15 protein-coding genes and 1 pseudogene are annotated in these 16,470 nt (G+C 30.8%); 9 read left to right on the forward strand and 7 right to left on the reverse strand.

Going from position 1 to position 16,470, the window contains the following annotated elements; all coding sequences use genetic code 11:
* Nucleotides 1–15 precede the first annotated feature (15 nt).
* Nucleotides 16–1,704, reverse strand: a complete 1,689-nt coding sequence (gene ilvD / locus MHI13_RS04065) for a dihydroxy-acid dehydratase (protein ID WP_002448260.1) — start codon at nucleotides 1,702–1,704, stop codon at nucleotides 16–18.
* Nucleotides 1,705–2,146: 442 nt separating this feature from the next.
* Here ilvD and tsaE point away from each other — a divergent pair, with 442 nt between their 5' ends.
* From tsaE to tsaD, 4 genes are read left to right on the forward strand one after another with little or no spacing between them, the layout of a single operon-like run.
* Nucleotides 2,147–2,608 carry a tRNA (adenosine(37)-N6)-threonylcarbamoyltransferase complex ATPase subunit type 1 TsaE gene (gene tsaE / locus MHI13_RS04070; protein ID WP_017175288.1) on the forward strand — a complete coding sequence of 154 codons (462 nt, stop codon included), beginning with the start codon at nucleotides 2,147–2,149 and terminating at the stop codon, nucleotides 2,606–2,608.
* Nucleotides 2,589–3,254 carry a tRNA (adenosine(37)-N6)-threonylcarbamoyltransferase complex dimerization subunit type 1 TsaB gene (tsaB, locus tag MHI13_RS04075; protein ID WP_017175287.1) on the forward strand — a complete coding sequence of 222 codons (666 nt, stop codon included), beginning with the start codon at nucleotides 2,589–2,591 and terminating at the stop codon, nucleotides 3,252–3,254. Before tsaE ends, tsaB begins: the two co-directional genes overlap by 20 nt.
* An 11-nt stretch (nucleotides 3,255–3,265) precedes the next feature.
* Nucleotides 3,266–3,691 (forward strand): ribosomal protein S18-alanine N-acetyltransferase, encoded by a 426-nt coding sequence (gene rimI / locus MHI13_RS04080; RefSeq protein WP_369963310.1) that lies wholly within the window; start codon nucleotides 3,266–3,268, stop codon nucleotides 3,689–3,691.
* Nucleotides 3,684–4,709 carry a tRNA (adenosine(37)-N6)-threonylcarbamoyltransferase complex transferase subunit TsaD gene (gene tsaD / locus MHI13_RS04085; RefSeq protein ID WP_070547915.1) on the forward strand — a complete coding sequence of 342 codons (1,026 nt, stop codon included), beginning with the start codon at nucleotides 3,684–3,686 and terminating at the stop codon, nucleotides 4,707–4,709. The genes rimI and tsaD overlap by 8 nt, the downstream gene beginning before the upstream one ends.
* 337 nt (nucleotides 4,710–5,046) lie before the next feature.
* Here the strand turns inward: tsaD and MHI13_RS04090 are convergent, their stop codons facing one another.
* Complete coding sequence (locus MHI13_RS04090; RefSeq protein WP_070547917.1) at nucleotides 5,047–6,984, reverse strand: ABC-F family ATP-binding cassette domain-containing protein; 1,938 nt, start codon at nucleotides 6,982–6,984, stop codon at nucleotides 5,047–5,049.
* A gap of 245 nt (nucleotides 6,985–7,229) precedes the next feature.
* Here MHI13_RS04090 and MHI13_RS04095 point away from each other — a divergent pair, with 245 nt between their 5' ends.
* The 5 genes and pseudogenes from MHI13_RS04095 (at nucleotide 7,230) to MHI13_RS04115 (ending at nucleotide 12,149) form a co-directional block, all read left to right on the forward strand.
* Nucleotides 7,230–7,868, forward strand: a complete 639-nt coding sequence (locus MHI13_RS04095; protein WP_017175284.1) for a redox-sensing transcriptional repressor Rex — start codon at nucleotides 7,230–7,232, stop codon at nucleotides 7,866–7,868.
* Between the two features lie 66 nt (nucleotides 7,869–7,934).
* Nucleotides 7,935–8,093 (forward strand): annotated as a pseudogene (locus tag MHI13_RS04100) (sulfurtransferase TusA family protein); the annotation flags it as partial.
* Between the two features lie 109 nt (nucleotides 8,094–8,202).
* Nucleotides 8,203–9,447: an ammonium transporter gene (locus tag MHI13_RS04105; RefSeq protein WP_054105819.1), complete on the forward strand. Its 1,245-nt coding sequence runs from the start codon at nucleotides 8,203–8,205 to the stop codon at nucleotides 9,445–9,447.
* A gap of 254 nt (nucleotides 9,448–9,701) precedes the next feature.
* Complete coding sequence (locus MHI13_RS04110) at nucleotides 9,702–11,189, forward strand: sucrose-6-phosphate hydrolase (RefSeq protein ID WP_017175281.1); 1,488 nt, start codon at nucleotides 9,702–9,704, stop codon at nucleotides 11,187–11,189.
* Nucleotides 11,190–12,149, forward strand: a complete 960-nt coding sequence (locus MHI13_RS04115) for a carbohydrate kinase family protein (RefSeq protein ID WP_048678788.1) — start codon at nucleotides 11,190–11,192, stop codon at nucleotides 12,147–12,149.
* A gap of 50 nt (nucleotides 12,150–12,199) precedes the next feature.
* Here MHI13_RS04115 and agrA read toward each other — a convergent pair whose 3' ends face one another.
* The 5 genes from agrA to MHI13_RS04140 all read right to left on the reverse strand — a co-directional run bounded on the left by agrA (nucleotide 12,200) and on the right by MHI13_RS04140 (nucleotide 16,439).
* Nucleotides 12,200–12,916 (reverse strand): quorum-sensing response regulator AgrA, encoded by a 717-nt coding sequence (gene agrA, locus MHI13_RS04120; protein WP_049379607.1) that lies wholly within the window; start codon nucleotides 12,914–12,916, stop codon nucleotides 12,200–12,202.
* A 12-nt stretch (nucleotides 12,917–12,928) separates the two neighbouring features.
* Nucleotides 12,929–14,218, reverse strand: a complete 1,290-nt coding sequence (gene agrC, locus MHI13_RS04125) for a quorum-sensing sensor histidine kinase AgrC (protein ID WP_049379608.1) — start codon at nucleotides 14,216–14,218, stop codon at nucleotides 12,929–12,931.
* Nucleotides 14,219–14,242: 24 nt separating this feature from the next.
* Nucleotides 14,243–14,383, reverse strand: a complete 141-nt coding sequence (agrD, locus tag MHI13_RS04130) for a cyclic lactone autoinducer peptide AgrD (protein ID WP_017175278.1) — start codon at nucleotides 14,381–14,383, stop codon at nucleotides 14,243–14,245.
* Nucleotides 14,384–14,385: 2 nt separating this feature from the next.
* Nucleotides 14,386–14,952, reverse strand: a complete 567-nt coding sequence (locus MHI13_RS04135) for an accessory gene regulator AgrB (RefSeq protein ID WP_049379609.1) — start codon at nucleotides 14,950–14,952, stop codon at nucleotides 14,386–14,388.
* A gap of 701 nt (nucleotides 14,953–15,653) precedes the next feature.
* Nucleotides 15,654–16,439 (reverse strand): carbon-nitrogen family hydrolase, encoded by a 786-nt coding sequence (locus tag MHI13_RS04140; protein ID WP_054105554.1) that lies wholly within the window; start codon nucleotides 16,437–16,439, stop codon nucleotides 15,654–15,656.
* Nucleotides 16,440–16,470 lie beyond the last annotated feature (31 nt).

Raw genomic sequence — 16,470 nt, forward strand, 5'->3', positions numbered from 1 at the left:
TATCGCTCCTTAAATTTAAATAAGATTTTCTGGGACTTGCATAATACCACCCGTATTTGCACTGGTTACTAAAGCAGTGTATCTTGCAAGATAACCTGTTTTTACTTTAGCTTTAAAAGGCTCAAGTTCTTCTTTACGTTTATACAATTCTTCTTGAGGCTGATTAACATCTAAAGTTCGATTTACTAAGTCAATAGTAATTTCATCACCATCTCTAATCAGACCAATAGGACCTCCTGAGGCTGCTTCTGGTGAAATATGACCTACAGCGATACCACGAGTAGCTCCAGAAAAACGTCCATCCGTAATTAAAGCAACATCTTTTCCTAAACCTCTTCCGACGATAGATGATGTAGGAGCTAACATTTCTGGCATACCCGGACCTCCTTTAGGTCCTTCATATCGAATGACCACTACGTGACCTTCACGAACTGTTTTATTATCAATTGCTTCTACAGCTGCATCATGTGAATCAAAGCAAATTGCTTTTCCTTTAAATACTTTGATTGAAGGATCAACACCACCAACTTTAATTACTGCACCTTTAGGAGCAATATTACCGAATAAGACGGACAATCCACCTTCTTTATCATATGGAGCATCTAAAGAATGAATAACATCGAAATTTTTAATCTCTTTACCTTGGTTATTTTCTCTTAATGTTTTACCAGTAACTGTGAGTCGATCTGGATGTAGGGTTCCTTCTTTTTTCATTAATTCATTAATGATTGCTGGACATCCGCCAGCTTCATGAACATCGTGCATAGAATAAGAAGAACTTGGTGCAATCTTAGATAAATAAGGCGTTTTTTTAGCAATTTCATTAATTCTTTCTAAGTCATATTCAATTCCAGCTTCATTAGCAATTGCTAATGTATGAAGTACAGTATTTGTTGAACCACCCATTGCCATATCTAAAGCAAATGCATCATCAATTGCTTCTTTCGTAACAATATCACGAGGTTTAATATCATTTTTTATATTTTCTACCAATTGGAATGCTGCTTGTCTAATCATTTCACGACGTTGATCGCTTACTGCTAAAGCTGTACCGTTGTAGGGAAGTGCTAATCCTAAGACTTCCATTAAACAGTTCATAGAATTTGCTGTGAACATTCCTGCACATGATCCACATGTTGGACAAGCATTTTGTTCCATATCTAAAAATTCTTCTTTAGTAATTGAACCTTCTTTAAAAGCTCCGACTGCTTCGAACATAGATGATAGAGTTAAAGCTTTTCCCTGAGCAGATAAACCAGCTTTCATTGGGCCACCTGAACAAAAGATAGCAGGGACATTTGTTCTAACAGCTGCTAATAACATGCCAGGTGTAATTTTGTCACAGTTAGGAATATAAAATACACCATCAAACCAATGAGCATTGATAACAGTTTCAGCCGCATCTGCAATAATTTCACGTGACGGTAAGGAATACCTCATACCAATATGTCCCATTGCTATTCCATCATCGACACCGATTGTATTAAATTCAAAAGGAATTGCTCCTGCTTCACGAATCGCTTCTTTTGCAATATCAGCTAATTCTCTTAAATGAACATGTCCAGGAACGATATCGATATATGAATTACAAATTGCTACAAAAGGCTTATTCATGTCAGTAGGACTTTTAAGTGCTCCTGTCGCGTGTAATAGGCTTCTTGCTGGTGCTTGGTGATCACCTTTTTTTATCATGTCACTTCTCATTTATTCATTCCCCCATAAATTACTAATTATTAAAATAAAAAAACGCCCCAATAAAGTTGGGACGTTTTTAAGTCCCATTCAATGAGAAATAGGACTTAAACATTTAGTAAATTAAGCTACTAAAGTTCCAGCCCTGAAGAGTATAATAAAATAATTAAATTTTCTAGTGGTGACAGTGAATATGTAAATGATTGCATGGTATTATACTCCTTTCTTGAATGGATGATTATTTGAATAGTTAGAATTGTTTAAAAATTTGATAAATTTAATTTACACTAAACAGATATTAAAGTCAATACTATTTTTAGAATTTTCTAACAATTTAGAAGAATAATTTATGTTTTATTAATGAGAAATTTTTAGTAAAGTTTGTTACAATTATTAAGTTAAATTTAGATGAAATAATGAAGAGTAAAATAAACATGAGGAGAGAGAACAATACATGATACCTATCAAAAATTTAGATGAGATGGAACATTTTGCTAAAATTTTAATGAAACATGTTGGTTCAAAAGATGTCATTTTATTGAATGGAGATTTAGGTGCTGGTAAAACAACGTTGACTCAATTTATAGGTAAATATCTAGGAGTAAAGCGTAATATTAATTCTCCTACGTTTAATATCATAAAATCATACAAAGGTAAGGAGTTAAAACTTCATCATATGGATTGTTATCGCTTAGAAGATTCAGATGAAGATTTAGGATTTAATGAATACTTTGAAGATGACGCTGTTACAATAATTGAATGGAGTCAATTTATACAGGAGTTCCTTCCAGAAGAGTATTTAGTGATTAATATTACGACTATAAATGAAAGTCAACGACAAATTAATATAGCAGCAAAAGGCTATCATTATACTAAAATAAAGGAAGAGATAGACAATGAACTTACTGTTAATTGATACTTCAAATCAACCCATGTCAATTGCTTTGATGAACGATGATGAGGTTTTAGCAATAAAAACAACAAATAGTAAAAAAGATCATTCGAGCCAACTTATGCCTGGTATTCAATCCTTATTTAATGAATCGAATTTAAAAAAACAAGAATTAGATGGGATTGTTGTTGCAAAAGGACCTGGCTCTTATACAGGAGTGAGAATAGGCGTTACTGTAGCGAAAACATTAGCCTATGCTTTGAATACTAAATTATATGGTGTCTCATCGTTAAAAGCATTAGCGGCTACTATAGATACGAATGATAAAAGAATTATCGTACCAATATTTGATGCTCGTCGCCAAGCGGTATATACAGGATTATATCAATATGAAAATAATCAATTAAATACAATTGAAAAAGACCAATATATTTCTTTAGAAGCGTTGCATAAAAAACTCAATGCTTTAAATCAACCTTATGTGTTTGTAGGAGAGGACACGGAAAAATTATCTGAATTACTACATGGAGATATTGAGACTAAACTGCCTAATGCAACTGTCATGAAACACTTGATTCATCAACCTGAGAACATTCATACGTTTGTACCAAATTATATAAAATTGTCAGAGGCGGAACGTAATTGGTTAAACCAACAGAAGAACAGTTAACTATTAGAGCGATGCAAGTCGATGATGTACCAAGTGTTTTCGATATTGAGAGAGAAAGCTTCAACGATAGTTCATGGACCATTGATGCATTTTACCATGAATTAAATGAAAATAACTTCGCAAAGTACTTTGTTGTTATTTTTCAAGAAGAAATTATTGGATATTTAGGATTATGGATAGTAATTGATCAAGCTCAAATTACAACCATAGCAATCAAAGAATCATTCAGAGACTATGGATTAGGTCAGCTATTACTTAATTATGTGATGGACTATGCTAGGCATACTTGTGATGTGATGAGTTTAGAAGTGAGAATTACGAATGTGATAGCTCAACATGTATATAAAAAATTAGGGTTTCAATATGGCGGTAAAAGAAAAAATTACTATGGAGAAGGCGAGGATGCATTAGTGATGTGGGTGAATTTAAATGAATAGAGACATATTAATATTAGCGGTTGAAACAAGTTGTGACGAAACAAGTGTAAGTGTTATAAAAAATGGAAATACGATTTTATCTAATATTGTACTTAGTCAAATAGAAAGTCATAAACGTTTTGGGGGAGTAGTCCCTGAAGTTGCAAGTAGACATCATGTAGAGGGAATTACGACTACAATTGATGAAGCGTTATCTTCAGCTAATGCTACTATGGAAGATATCGATGCCGTAGCTGTTACACAAGGGCCTGGATTAATAGGGGCACTTCTAATAGGAATTAATGCAGCAAAAGCTTTAGCATTTGCCTATAATAAGCCAATCATTCCTGTTCATCATATTGCTGGACATATTTATGCTAATCATCTTGAAGAACCGTTAGCCTTTCCTTTAATAGCATTAATCGTTTCGGGTGGACATACAGAACTCGTTTATATGAAATCACATTTAAATTTTGAAGTCATTGGTGAAACACGAGATGATGCTGTAGGAGAGGCTTATGATAAGGTAGCAAGAACAATTGATTTACCATATCCAGGAGGCCCAGCTATAGATGCACTTGCTTTGGAAGGAAAGGACACATACCATTTTCCTAGAGTATGGCTTGAAAAAGATAGTTATGATTTTAGCTTTAGTGGATTAAAAAGTGCAGTGATTAATAAGTTACACAATCAGCGACAAAAAAATGAAGACATAAATAAAGAAGATGTTGCTACCAGTTTCCAAGATAGTGTTGTCGATGTATTAAGTACAAAGGCTATTAATGCTTGTAAATCTTATCATGTTGAACACCTTATTGTAGCTGGCGGAGTAGCTAGTAACAAAGGATTAAGAGAACGATTAAATCATTTGTGTAAAGAAAATAACATTAAACTTTCAATACCTAATTCAAAGTTATGTACAGATAATGCTGCTATGATTGGGGCTGCTGGATATTATTACTATAAAGCTGGAGTAACTTCATCTCTAGATTTAAATGGAAAAAATAATATTGATATTGAAGATGTAACAGTTGAATAATAAAGTAAAAAGTAATTGAACTTAAAATCAAATAAGTTTCAATTACTTTTTTATTTAATTAGGTTAATGTATTGATATATGATATATGTCAATAGAGAACGTGTGTACTTATCAACAAATAGTTAATATCTTGTGGATAAAAAGGGGGTAAAGGTGTGAATATAGTTTGAATGTTGTGTAAAAGTTATGTAAATTATTATCATTCACGTTGTGGATAACTAGGATAAGTTCGTGGATAACTGATATATCAGTATTTTAGTTGTTTATAAATTTGTGAATGAAATAAATAAAAAAACTAGTAAAAATTTGATACTTTTACTAGTTTTTCTTAGATATATTAAATTTTTTCTTGCAATTCTTCCCATTCAGCCATAACATTCTCTAATTGTCGTTCGGTACTTAATTTCTGCTCAGCAAGTTCATTTGCCTTAATAGGATCATTAAAAATATCAGGCTGAGTCAATTGTTGATCAATTTGAGTAATTTGTTCTTCATATTTTTCGATTTGTTCTTCACATTGCTCAATTTGACGCTCAATTTTTCGTAATTCTCTCTTATATTGTTTTTGAGAAGCATACGTATTAGTTGTTGACGAATCGGTGTCTTCTAAATCAAGCGTTTCATCTTTATTGTGTTCCGCTTCAAATTCCTTTAACGCAGAAGCTTCTTCTGTTTTCTCAATAAAATATTGATAGTCACCTAAATACAGTTGACCACCATCTTTATTTAAATCAAATACTTTATTTGCTAGTTGATTAATAAAATATCGATCATGGGAAACAAATAAAATTGTACCTTCAAAATCTTTTAACGCTTGTTCTAACATTTCTTTAGAATCTATATCAAGATGGTTAGTAGGTTCATCGAGTATCAAAACGTTATCACGTTGTAACATAAGTAAAGCTAATTGCAAACGTGCTTTTTCGCCCCCTGATAAATCATTAATAACTTTTTTGACGTCATCTTGAACGAATAAAAATCGTCCTAAAATAGCGCGGACATCTTTTTCATTCATCATAGGATATTGATCCCAAACATAATCTAATATTGTTTTATTAGATTTGAATTCTGCTTGTTTTTGATCGTAATATCCTATGTTTAAATTAGCACCATAAGTAATTTCTCCACTTAATGCTTTTTGACGATTTGCAATTGTTTTGATAAGTGTAGTCTTTCCAACTCCATTAGGTCCAATAATAGCAATATGGTCTCCTTTTGTAACTTCAATATTAATAGGAGCAGTGATAGAGGATTGATAACCTACTTCTAGATTACGGATATGCATCACATCATTGCCAGTATTTCTATCAAATCCAAACTGGATATTAGCACTTTTAGCATCCATCATTGGCTTATCGATACGTTCCATTTTTTCTAATGTTTTTCGACGACTTTTAGCCATACCGCTTGTTGAAGCTCGAGTAATATTTTTTTCCACGAAAGTTTCAAGGCGTTTAATTTCTTCTTGTTGTTTTTCATATTCTTGCATTCTTAATTCATAGTATTTATCACGTTGAGTAATAAATTGCTCATAATTACCTACATAACGCTTCACATCTCCTAAAGCAACGTCATATATTTGAGTTACAATTTTATCTAAGAAGTATCTGTCATGACTAATAATAATGATGGCACCTTTAAAATATTTTAAATAATCTTCTAACCACTTAGTTGTTTCCAAGTCAAGATGGTTTGTAGGCTCATCTAATAGTAATAAATCGGGTTCACTTAAAAGCATTTGTGCTAAAGATAAGCGTGTTTTTTGTCCGCCACTAAAATCATTAATGGGTTTATCAAATTCTTCTTCAGTAAAGTTTAAACCATGCAATACTGTTTTAATTTTACTTTCATATTGATAACCTTCAAGTTGTTCAAATTGATTAGATAATGATTCATAACGCTCCATATGTTGTTTATAATCTTCTGAATCATAACTATCAACGTGAGCGGCTAACCAATCAGTTTCATCATTAATAAGCGTTTCCATATGCTTAATATGTTCAAATGGTTTTGACATTTCTTCAATTACAGTCAGAGAAGAATCAAGTGTCATTTGTTGAGTTAAATAACCAATGCGTAAATTCTTGATTTTTGAAATATGGCCACTATCATAATCTTCAACACCTGCAATAATCTTCATTAACGTTGATTTTCCAGCGCCATTTCTTCCTACTACGCCAATACGTTCTCCAGTTTTAACTTCAAAATTAACATGATTAAATATATCTTCACCATCAAACGATTTTGAAATATCATTTAATTGTAAAAGTATCATTCAAGTTTCACCTTTCTATCTATGTAACAATCACATTTATTTAACTTTAAATTTGACATTATTATATCATTTTACAATATAAGGTATGCTTAGGAAACTAAGATATTTATTTTTGAAATAGGTTACGGTATAATATTGCAGTATCCATAATAGGCATTATATATATTTCACTAAAATAACTAATTGCACTCTAGTTAGTTTGAATATATAGATTAAAAAGTTCAAACAAAAGGGGGACATTGCATATGCCTCAAAATCAATCAAAAATACCTCGCGCTACATTAAAACGTTTACCTTTATATTATCGATTTGTTAATTCATTGAAAATCAAAGGTATTGATCGTGTGAGTTCTAAAACAATTAGTGAGGCTTTAGATATTGAATCAGCTACGATAAGAAGAGATTTTTCTTATTTTGGCGAGTTAGGTAAGAAAGGATATGGCTATAACGTTGAGAGTCTTTTAGAATTCTTTAAAACGGAGATTAGCGATAGTAATAATATTCATATTGCTATTGTTGGCGTAGGGAATTTAGGACGTGCATTACTTACTTACAATTTTTCAATACATGATGAAATGACAATTACAGCTGCATTTGATATTGATAAAGATATTGTTGGTACAAAAGTTGGAAAAGTGACAGTAAAGCATATTGATGATATTTCATCTGAACTTCAAAAACAAAATATTAATGTAGTGATTCTTACTACACCAGGAAGTGTGGCACAATCTGTTTCAGATCGACTTATTAAGGCTGATGTAAAAGGTATCTTAAACTTTACTCCTGCTAGAATTGATGTGCCAAATGATGTTCAAGTTCATCATATCGATTTAGGTATCGAATTACAATCACTATTATTCTTTATGAAAAACTCTTCAAATTAATATTAAATTATTTTTTAAAGCTAAAATGCATTTGCATTATAGCTTTTTTATAAATATATTAATTTAATGGAAACATTAAAAAATGGTGACGAATTAAAAATAGACTTTGATTGCACTCAAGCAACTGAAGCCATTCCAAACTGGGCAGCTGAACAAGGGTATCCTGTAACAAACTATGAACAACTTGATGATGCTTCATGGACAATCACTGTTCAAAAAGCTTAAGTTTTTCTTTATAAATGTAATGTAATATGACAAATTGTGTCATTTAATCTTACGTGTTTTTGCTATTCTTAAAAACTATTAATATGATGTTTTTAAGGAAGTGGTAAAAATGAAGATGGATGACACAATTTTTTTATTTCTATGTATTTTATTAGTTTGGTTAATGACACCAGGATTGAGTTTATTTTATGGAGGCTTAGTTCAATCTAAAAATGTTTTAAATACAGTGATGCAAAGTATGGCTGCTATAATTATTGTTACGTTTACATGGGTGGTCATTGGATTTTCTTTGAGTTTTGGTCATGGAAATGATTGGATAGGTAATTTTGATTTTATTGGTTTGCAACATGTAGGATTTAATACGAATGTTCAATTTAGTCCACATATTCCGTTTGCCTTATTTATGTTATTTCAGATGATGTTTTGTACTATTGCGGTTTCCATTTTATCAGGTTCAATTGCTGAGCGAATGAGATTTATTCCTTTTACTATTTTTATATTTATATGGGTAATTATGATTTACAGTCCTGTAGCTCATTGGGTATGGGGCGGTGGTTGGATTCAACAACTTGATGCTTTAGATTATGCTGGAGGTACCGTAGTACATATTACATCGGGAGTATCAGGATTAGTATTAGCAATAATGATAGGTCACGGAAAAAAAGTAGAGAAACTACAGCCGAATAATTTACTTATTACACTTATAGGTGGTATTTTTGTTTGGATAGGATGGTACGGTTTTAATACAGGAAGTGCGTTTACTTTAAATGATATAGCAGTGATATCGTTTGTAAATACTATCATTGCTGCGAGTGGAGGAGCATTTAGTTGGTTGATTCTTGAATACTTTTCTAATAAAAAGTTAAGCTTACTTGGTTTATTATCAGGTGTACTGTCAGGACTCGTAACCATTACACCAGCAGCTGGATTTGTAAACTACTTAAGTGCATACATTATCTCTATGATTGGTGGTATAGCATGTTATTTTGTGGTCAATTCTATAAAAGAAAAATTAAGATATAATGATACACTTGATGCCTTTGGTATTCATGGTGTTGGAGGTGTGATTGGTGCAATATTGACTGGTGTATTTCAATCACATAAAGTTAATAAAGATATATTAGATGGATTAATCTATACTGGTCATTTACATACTATATGGATACAATGTATTGCAGTTATAGTAGTAGTACTTTACTCGATTATTATAACTTTTATTATTGGAAAGATATTATCAATTTTTATGTCCCTTGCTACGACTGTTGAAGAAGATATGACAGGTTTAGATCAACTTGTGCATGGTGAAAAGGCATATTTTTATGGGGAATTAAATAAATTACATAAAAGGTATTGATATATATTTAAAATGTTGAAGTTTCATTAGTAAAACAGTATTTGAAGATAATCACGATATGATAAAATTAATATTATGTTGATATTAATTTAGATGATTAGTCTATTAAAAAATATATCAGATATTGCAAAGTTTGCGGGAGTATTGTAAATACAATTTCCCGCTTTTTAAATCATGGATTGTAAAGTCTTAAGACTAATTACCGTTACGATATTAAATGATAAAATTAATACTAATGATTTAGGAGGCCTAATATGACTGAGTGGTCAAGAGAACAACGCTATCGTCGTATTGAAGATGTGAACAAAGATGAATTAGAAGCGTTAAAGCATCGAATAGAACAATCAAGCTATCGTCAACACTTTCATATTCAACCTGAAACAGGTTTATTAAACGATCCTAATGGATTAATGTTTTATAACGGAACATACTATGTATCTCACCAGTGGTTTCCATTGGGTGCCGTGCATGGACTGAAATATTGGTTTAATTATACTAGTAAAGATTTAGTGACATTTGAACCAAATGGTCCCATATTAAAACCTGATACGATTTATGATAGTCATGGGGTATACAGTGGAAGTGCTTTTGAATTTGAAGGAAACTTATATTATATGTATACAGGTAATCATCGAGATGAAGAATGGAAAAGATATGCCAGTCAAATGATTGCAAAAGTAAAACAAGATGGTTCAATCGAAAAATTAAATAAGCCTGTGATTGCTCATCAACCTGAAGGATATACAAGTCATTTTAGAGATCCAAAAGTATTTAAACATCATGAAGAATATTATGCAATATTAGGTGTCCAAACCCAACAAGAATTAGGACGTTTACTTTTGTACAAAATGATACATCGACAGATTGATCAATGGGAATATATTGGAGAAATTACAACCGAACTAGAAGATTTTGGCTATATGTGGGAATGTCCAGACTATTTTAGTTTAAATGGACAAGATGTAATTATTTTTAGTCCTCAAGGTATTGATGCAAAAGATGAAAAATATAGAAATATTTATCAATCTGGATATCTAATCGGTCATTTAAATTTCGATACATTAGAATTCAAACATGATACATTTATGGAACTTGATAATGGTTTTGATTTTTATGCGCCACAAACATTTATAGATGAATATGGTAAGCGTATTTTAATTGGGTGGATGGGATTACCAGATACTCAATATCCTACAGATGAAGAAGGTTGGGCACATTGTTTAACGATACCTAGAGAGTTAACAATCGAAGAAGGACGGTTACGCCAACGTCCTTTGAAAGCGTTAGAGACGTTACGTCAAAATAAAGAAACAGCATTAGGTTATGCTAACAAATATAATACAACACTTCATCCTTATGAAGGTACGCAATATGAGCTTATTATTGATATTTTAGAAAATGAAGCAACAGAAATATATTTTGAATTAAGAGCATCTAAGTTAAATTCAACATTAATTTCTTATAATACTAGGGAGCAAAAGATTACATTAGATCGATCAGAAAGTGGTGCATTACCTAGTAATGTTGAAGGTGTGACAAGATCTACATATTTAGATTCGCCATTAAAGCAATTACACATTTTTGTGGATACTTCAAGTATTGAAATTTTTTGTAATGATGGAGAGCGTGTCTTGACGTCAAGAATTTTTCCTGATGAAAATGCTACAGCAATTCGCACATCTACAGAAACAGGTCAAGTTTATTTGAAATTTACTAAATATGACTTAGGGAGAGATAAATAAATGAGAAAGTTATACGCTATTGGTGAAGCATTAATCGATTTTATTCCAAATAGAACAAATATTGAACTTAAAGATGTAACGCAATTTAGTCGACAAGTTGGCGGGGCACCTGCTAATGTGGCAAGTGTGGCTAAAAAATTAGGTAGTAGTACAGAAATGGTTACACAACTAGGTAATGACGCTTTTGGAGATATTATTGTAGAGACGTTAGAAAAAATAGGCGTTGGTACAACATATATTAAACGAACAAATACAGCTAATACTGCACTCGCTTTCGTTAGTTTAAAAGAAAATGGAGAACGAGATTTTTCTTTTTATCGTAAACCATCAGCTGACATGCTTTATCATGCTTCGAATTTAGATGAAATCAATGTTTCTAATCAAGATGTTCTACATTTTTGTTCTGTTGATTTAATTGAATGTGATATGAAAAATGCACATCTTGCTATGATTGAAAAATTTGAAGCGGCTCATGGGATGATAGTATTTGATCCAAATGTTAGATTACCACTATGGGATAGCGCAGAAGCGTGTAAAGTAACTATTCAATCATTTCTTCCCAAAGCAAATATCATTAAAATTTCAGATGAAGAAATTGAATTTGTTACTGGAATAAGTGATGAACATAAAGCGATTCAATCTTTATTTAAAGGAAATGTTGAAGTAGTTATCTATACACAAGGAGACAAAGGAGCAACAGCTTATTTAAAAGATGGGACAATTATTCATCATCAAGGGTATAAAGTTGAAGCTGTTGACACTACTGGTGCTGGAGACGCGTTTATTGGTGCAGTCATTAATAGAATTTTAAATACAGAATTAACAGACATTACTTCTCTATTTAAAGGAAAAGGAGAAGAAATTTTAAAATTTAGTAATTTAGTAGCTGCAAAAGTAACTACTAAGTATGGCGCTATCGAAAGTATTCCAAGTTTAGAAGAAGTTATTGAAGAACTTTAAAAAAGAGATTAAGAAACCCCTTCAGATATTAAAATGAAGGGGTTTTAATATTATATCTTTTTAACATTACGTACAGAGGCATAGCAATGCTCACCGTTTCTGAAAGTTACAATTCGTTCTTTAGAATCGACTGAATCGATATTATGGCGATTTACAACAAAACTATTGTGACATCTGAAAAAACGATCATCGAGTTGTGCTAATTCTTTAAGATTTCCGTAGAATTCAATCTGACGGTTATCAAGATGCGCAATTAAACGATGGGATTTTGTAGACGATTCAAAGAACATGACATCATTATATTGTACATATATTGAATTGCTACCACGCTTTAATTCAATTGTCTCAACATTACTTTCTTTTGAAAGTAATTTTAAACGTGTATGAGCAGTTTCAATACAATCTATTATTCGCGTTTTAAGTTGATTAGGATCATCTTTAAAAATAAAATCCATTGCAGATACCTTATAGACAAATGTTAGGTAAGTGAGTTCACTATGACTTGTAACAAAGATGATATTCCCAATAGGATCATACTTTCGAATTTCACTTCCAAGTTTAATACCGTTAATATCAGCTTCTAATTGTATATCTAAAAAATAACATCCAACATCATTCATTTCTTTTGACTGTTCAATAATTTCATAAGGATCATCTGTCGCTAACGCTATTTCCATCGGTTTTTCTTCAATCATTATATAGTTATTAATAATTGAAACCATATTTTCACGTTGTTTCACATCGTCTTCACAAATGAATATTTTCATTTTTTCACATCCTTATGGCATATTATTTATAATTTCTACTTTTTGAACGAAGTAGCCATTTTCTATAGTAGTATCAAGTAACACGTTTTCAGTAGTATCAGTAATGTCTTTTAAAGTCGTTAGACCAAGTCCTCTGTTATCTCCTTTAGTTGAAAAGGAATCTTGAAATAATTCATGGATTTTCGGCATATCTTCTTTACATTTATTCATAACAATAAACATGACTGACGTTTCGACATTGATGAATGCAATTCTAATTAAGGCATCTTCTAATTCTTCTGAAGCCTCAATAGCGTTATCAATGATAATCCCAATGATACGGCTTAAATCAACTGTATTCATCTCAATATGATCAATTAACTCTGGCACTTCAATACTAATAGGTATATTTTTTTCTTGAGCTTGTAAAATTTTAGTTGTTACTAATCCTTTAATAGCACGCACTTTTAAATTATCCGTACCATTAATTTTGATTGAGTTCATTTGAAGGTTATCTTTCATAGGAACAATATTGTCATTAAAATATGTCTTTAAACCATCCATATCATTTTCTCTTATGTATTCTGACATTGTAGTAAGAATATTGACGTAATCATGTCTAAACTTACGCATTTCATTATTAATCGATTCTATTTGTAGTGTGTATTCATAATACGTTTCAATTTCTTCCAAACTTTGCTTATAACGCATTTCTCTTAATGTGTTTATCGATATTAATATAATAACAATGGCGAAAAAGAGAAGTATACTAATAAAAATTAAAGCATAACCTTTTAAAGTTGTTCCACTACTCTTAGGTATTTGAGAATACGTAGAAAGTATCATAAATGATGAAACTAATACTATAGAAATAACAAGTAAATAAGTTTTGTTAATTGCTAAATAAGATTTTTTAAGTCTTTTAAACAGAAATTTAAAAGAATAACCTAGGATAATAGAAATAAATGAAAAAAATATAGTATAAGAAATAGCAACTAAAATAGTATTACTAATATAGAATCGCAAGAAAATTGATATAAAAAAACCTATAAAGTTACTTAAAAACATTAAGATTGCACTACTTAGGACAGCTAAAATAGAATATAACTTTACTTTTAAATATAAAAATATTACACAACTAATAAGTAAAAATAATAATAGAAAACTGCCAAAAAAGTAATACAAAAAAGCAGAAGGGATTATAATCGCAAAAATGATTAAATAATCCCTTAAATTATATTTAATATCTAAAATAATTTTTGCAATTAAAAATAAAAGAAAACCTTGAAAAAAAGGCAAAGCTAAGTTTTCAAACAAATTCATAAGTCACACACTTTCTGACAAATACTATCTTTCTAAATTTGTTAACTCTTCAGGAACTTCTGATTCATCGAAATATCCATAGCATGTTGAATAAGTGGCAAGTGTACCAACAGTTTCTAAGATTAATGAGAATAGTTTAATGAATAAATCTGTAATAAATGTCATAATTAATAATCCTCCCTAGGAAAAAAGAATGGTAATAGTGTTGTACTTTCAAGTATCATACCTAATAAAATTAATTGTTTATATGGCTCTGGTACTATAATAGAAATAATGATTAAAACCACTACTAAAATAATAGACTTTATTTTTTTGCGAGGTTTTAGTCGTTCGGGTATGGGTTGTTTCTTAGTGGCAGCTGGTGCATAAATAATAATCAGTAATAATGCAATACCACTAACACTATACATGATACCCATATTAATATGATAGTAAGCAATGAGCCATGGTAAACCAACAAATAAAATTAAATTTTGAATATGGCATAGCAAAGTAGACTTTGCATGCGCTCCGTGTGCATTGTGTCGAATTAAAAAATAACTAATGTGTGTGATTAAAGTATACAAAAATGTATGGAATATGAGCGCAGCACCATATGTCACAATTGTTTTAGCAATATTACTAACAACCACTTGCATGCCTAATCGTACTTTTAAGAATTGGATATGATCAAGGTTGTTTTTCTCTTGTAAATAAGATGCAAAGTGCTCAATTTTATCATCAATTGCTTTCAATATTGTGCCACTCTCCTTGACTATATTATACAATTTTGTGCAATTAGTCTGTAAAATAATGCTTAACTGTTAAAATTTAATACTTAACTGTAAAAGTAATTCGATAACTCATATTTTACCATATAAAAATAAACAGTTTAGTAGAAAAAGATGCAAGTTAAGAAATTTTTAATAACTTAAATGAATGTTATGTTTTAATATACTCATATCACATTAAAGTGATATAAACTTAATAATCTTAGTCTTTAAATTGTTAGTCTTTGTTTTATTCGAATAAATCTTTTTTTGATTTTGTTAGTAGTTGCGAAATTAAAAGTTGATTTATCGATGAGTTGTAAGGAATGTTTGTGTAGTTTGACTATGTATTTGTGATGATCGAGACCAATGGGTTATTCGATAATATCGATTTTCATAGTGAAATATTTCATTTATTTATTTCTTCGTGTAGTTCTATTCATTAATAAGCTATCCCAACTTATTGATGAAAAATGCATAATACTCGCTGAAGTGTTAACTCAGTAGAAAATAATTAACTTAGCTATTCTGAATAGAAGGTAATTATTTTCAATATGCAAGCTATCAAAACATTGTTATGCAATGTAATTTTTCATAATTAATAACATCCCCAAAAAATTGAAAAATAACTGTAAATCATTCCCTTAATTAAAAGTCGTGAGTCTCTCCCAAGCTCACGACTTTTTTTATTTATATAAATGAGGTTTTAAATTTCTAAAGATTGGAATAGCATCTCTTTGACGTGATACTTCTTGAATGTTGATATCAATTGAAATAGTATCTTCTTCTCTGTTTAACTCATCAAGAATATCTCCATTAGGATTGATAACCATTGAATGTCCAGCGTATTCAGTATTTCCATCATGACCTGTGCCATTACATGCGACGATGAAAATATCATTTTCTATAGCTCTAGCTTGAAGTAAGCTTCTCCAATGATTAAGCCGAGATGTTGGCCATTCGGCGATATAAAATGCGATTTGAGCACCTTCTCTAGATGGGTATCTTAGCAATTCAGGGAATCTTAAGTCATAGCATATAATTTGAGTGGCGAGAGCACCTGATGATAAAGCAAATGGTTCTGGAACTGTTTTTCCATCTTCTAAAAATTCTGGTTCATTTAGCATTGGAACTAAATGAACTTTATCATATTTGTTAATACGACGACCTTCTTTAGATACAGTAAAAGCAGTATTATAAACTTTATTATTTCGTTTATTTGAAACAGATCCTGCGACGATGTCAACTTGATATGTTTGAGCAAGATTCGAAATAAAAGGAAAACTACGTGATAATGCTTGATCTGCTTTTTCATTTAATTCTTCTAAAGCATAGCCATTGTTCCACATTTCTGGCAACACAACAACTTCAGTATCAGCATCTAATTGAGTATTAAACCATTCTGAAATTTTTTGTTCATTTTTCTCAACATTTCCATATTCGACATAAAATTGGAATATTTGTATTTTCACTTTAACCACTCCTCAACCTGCTTAATAATTT

Source organism: Staphylococcus sp. FSL K6-0223 (genome assembly GCF_038008285.1).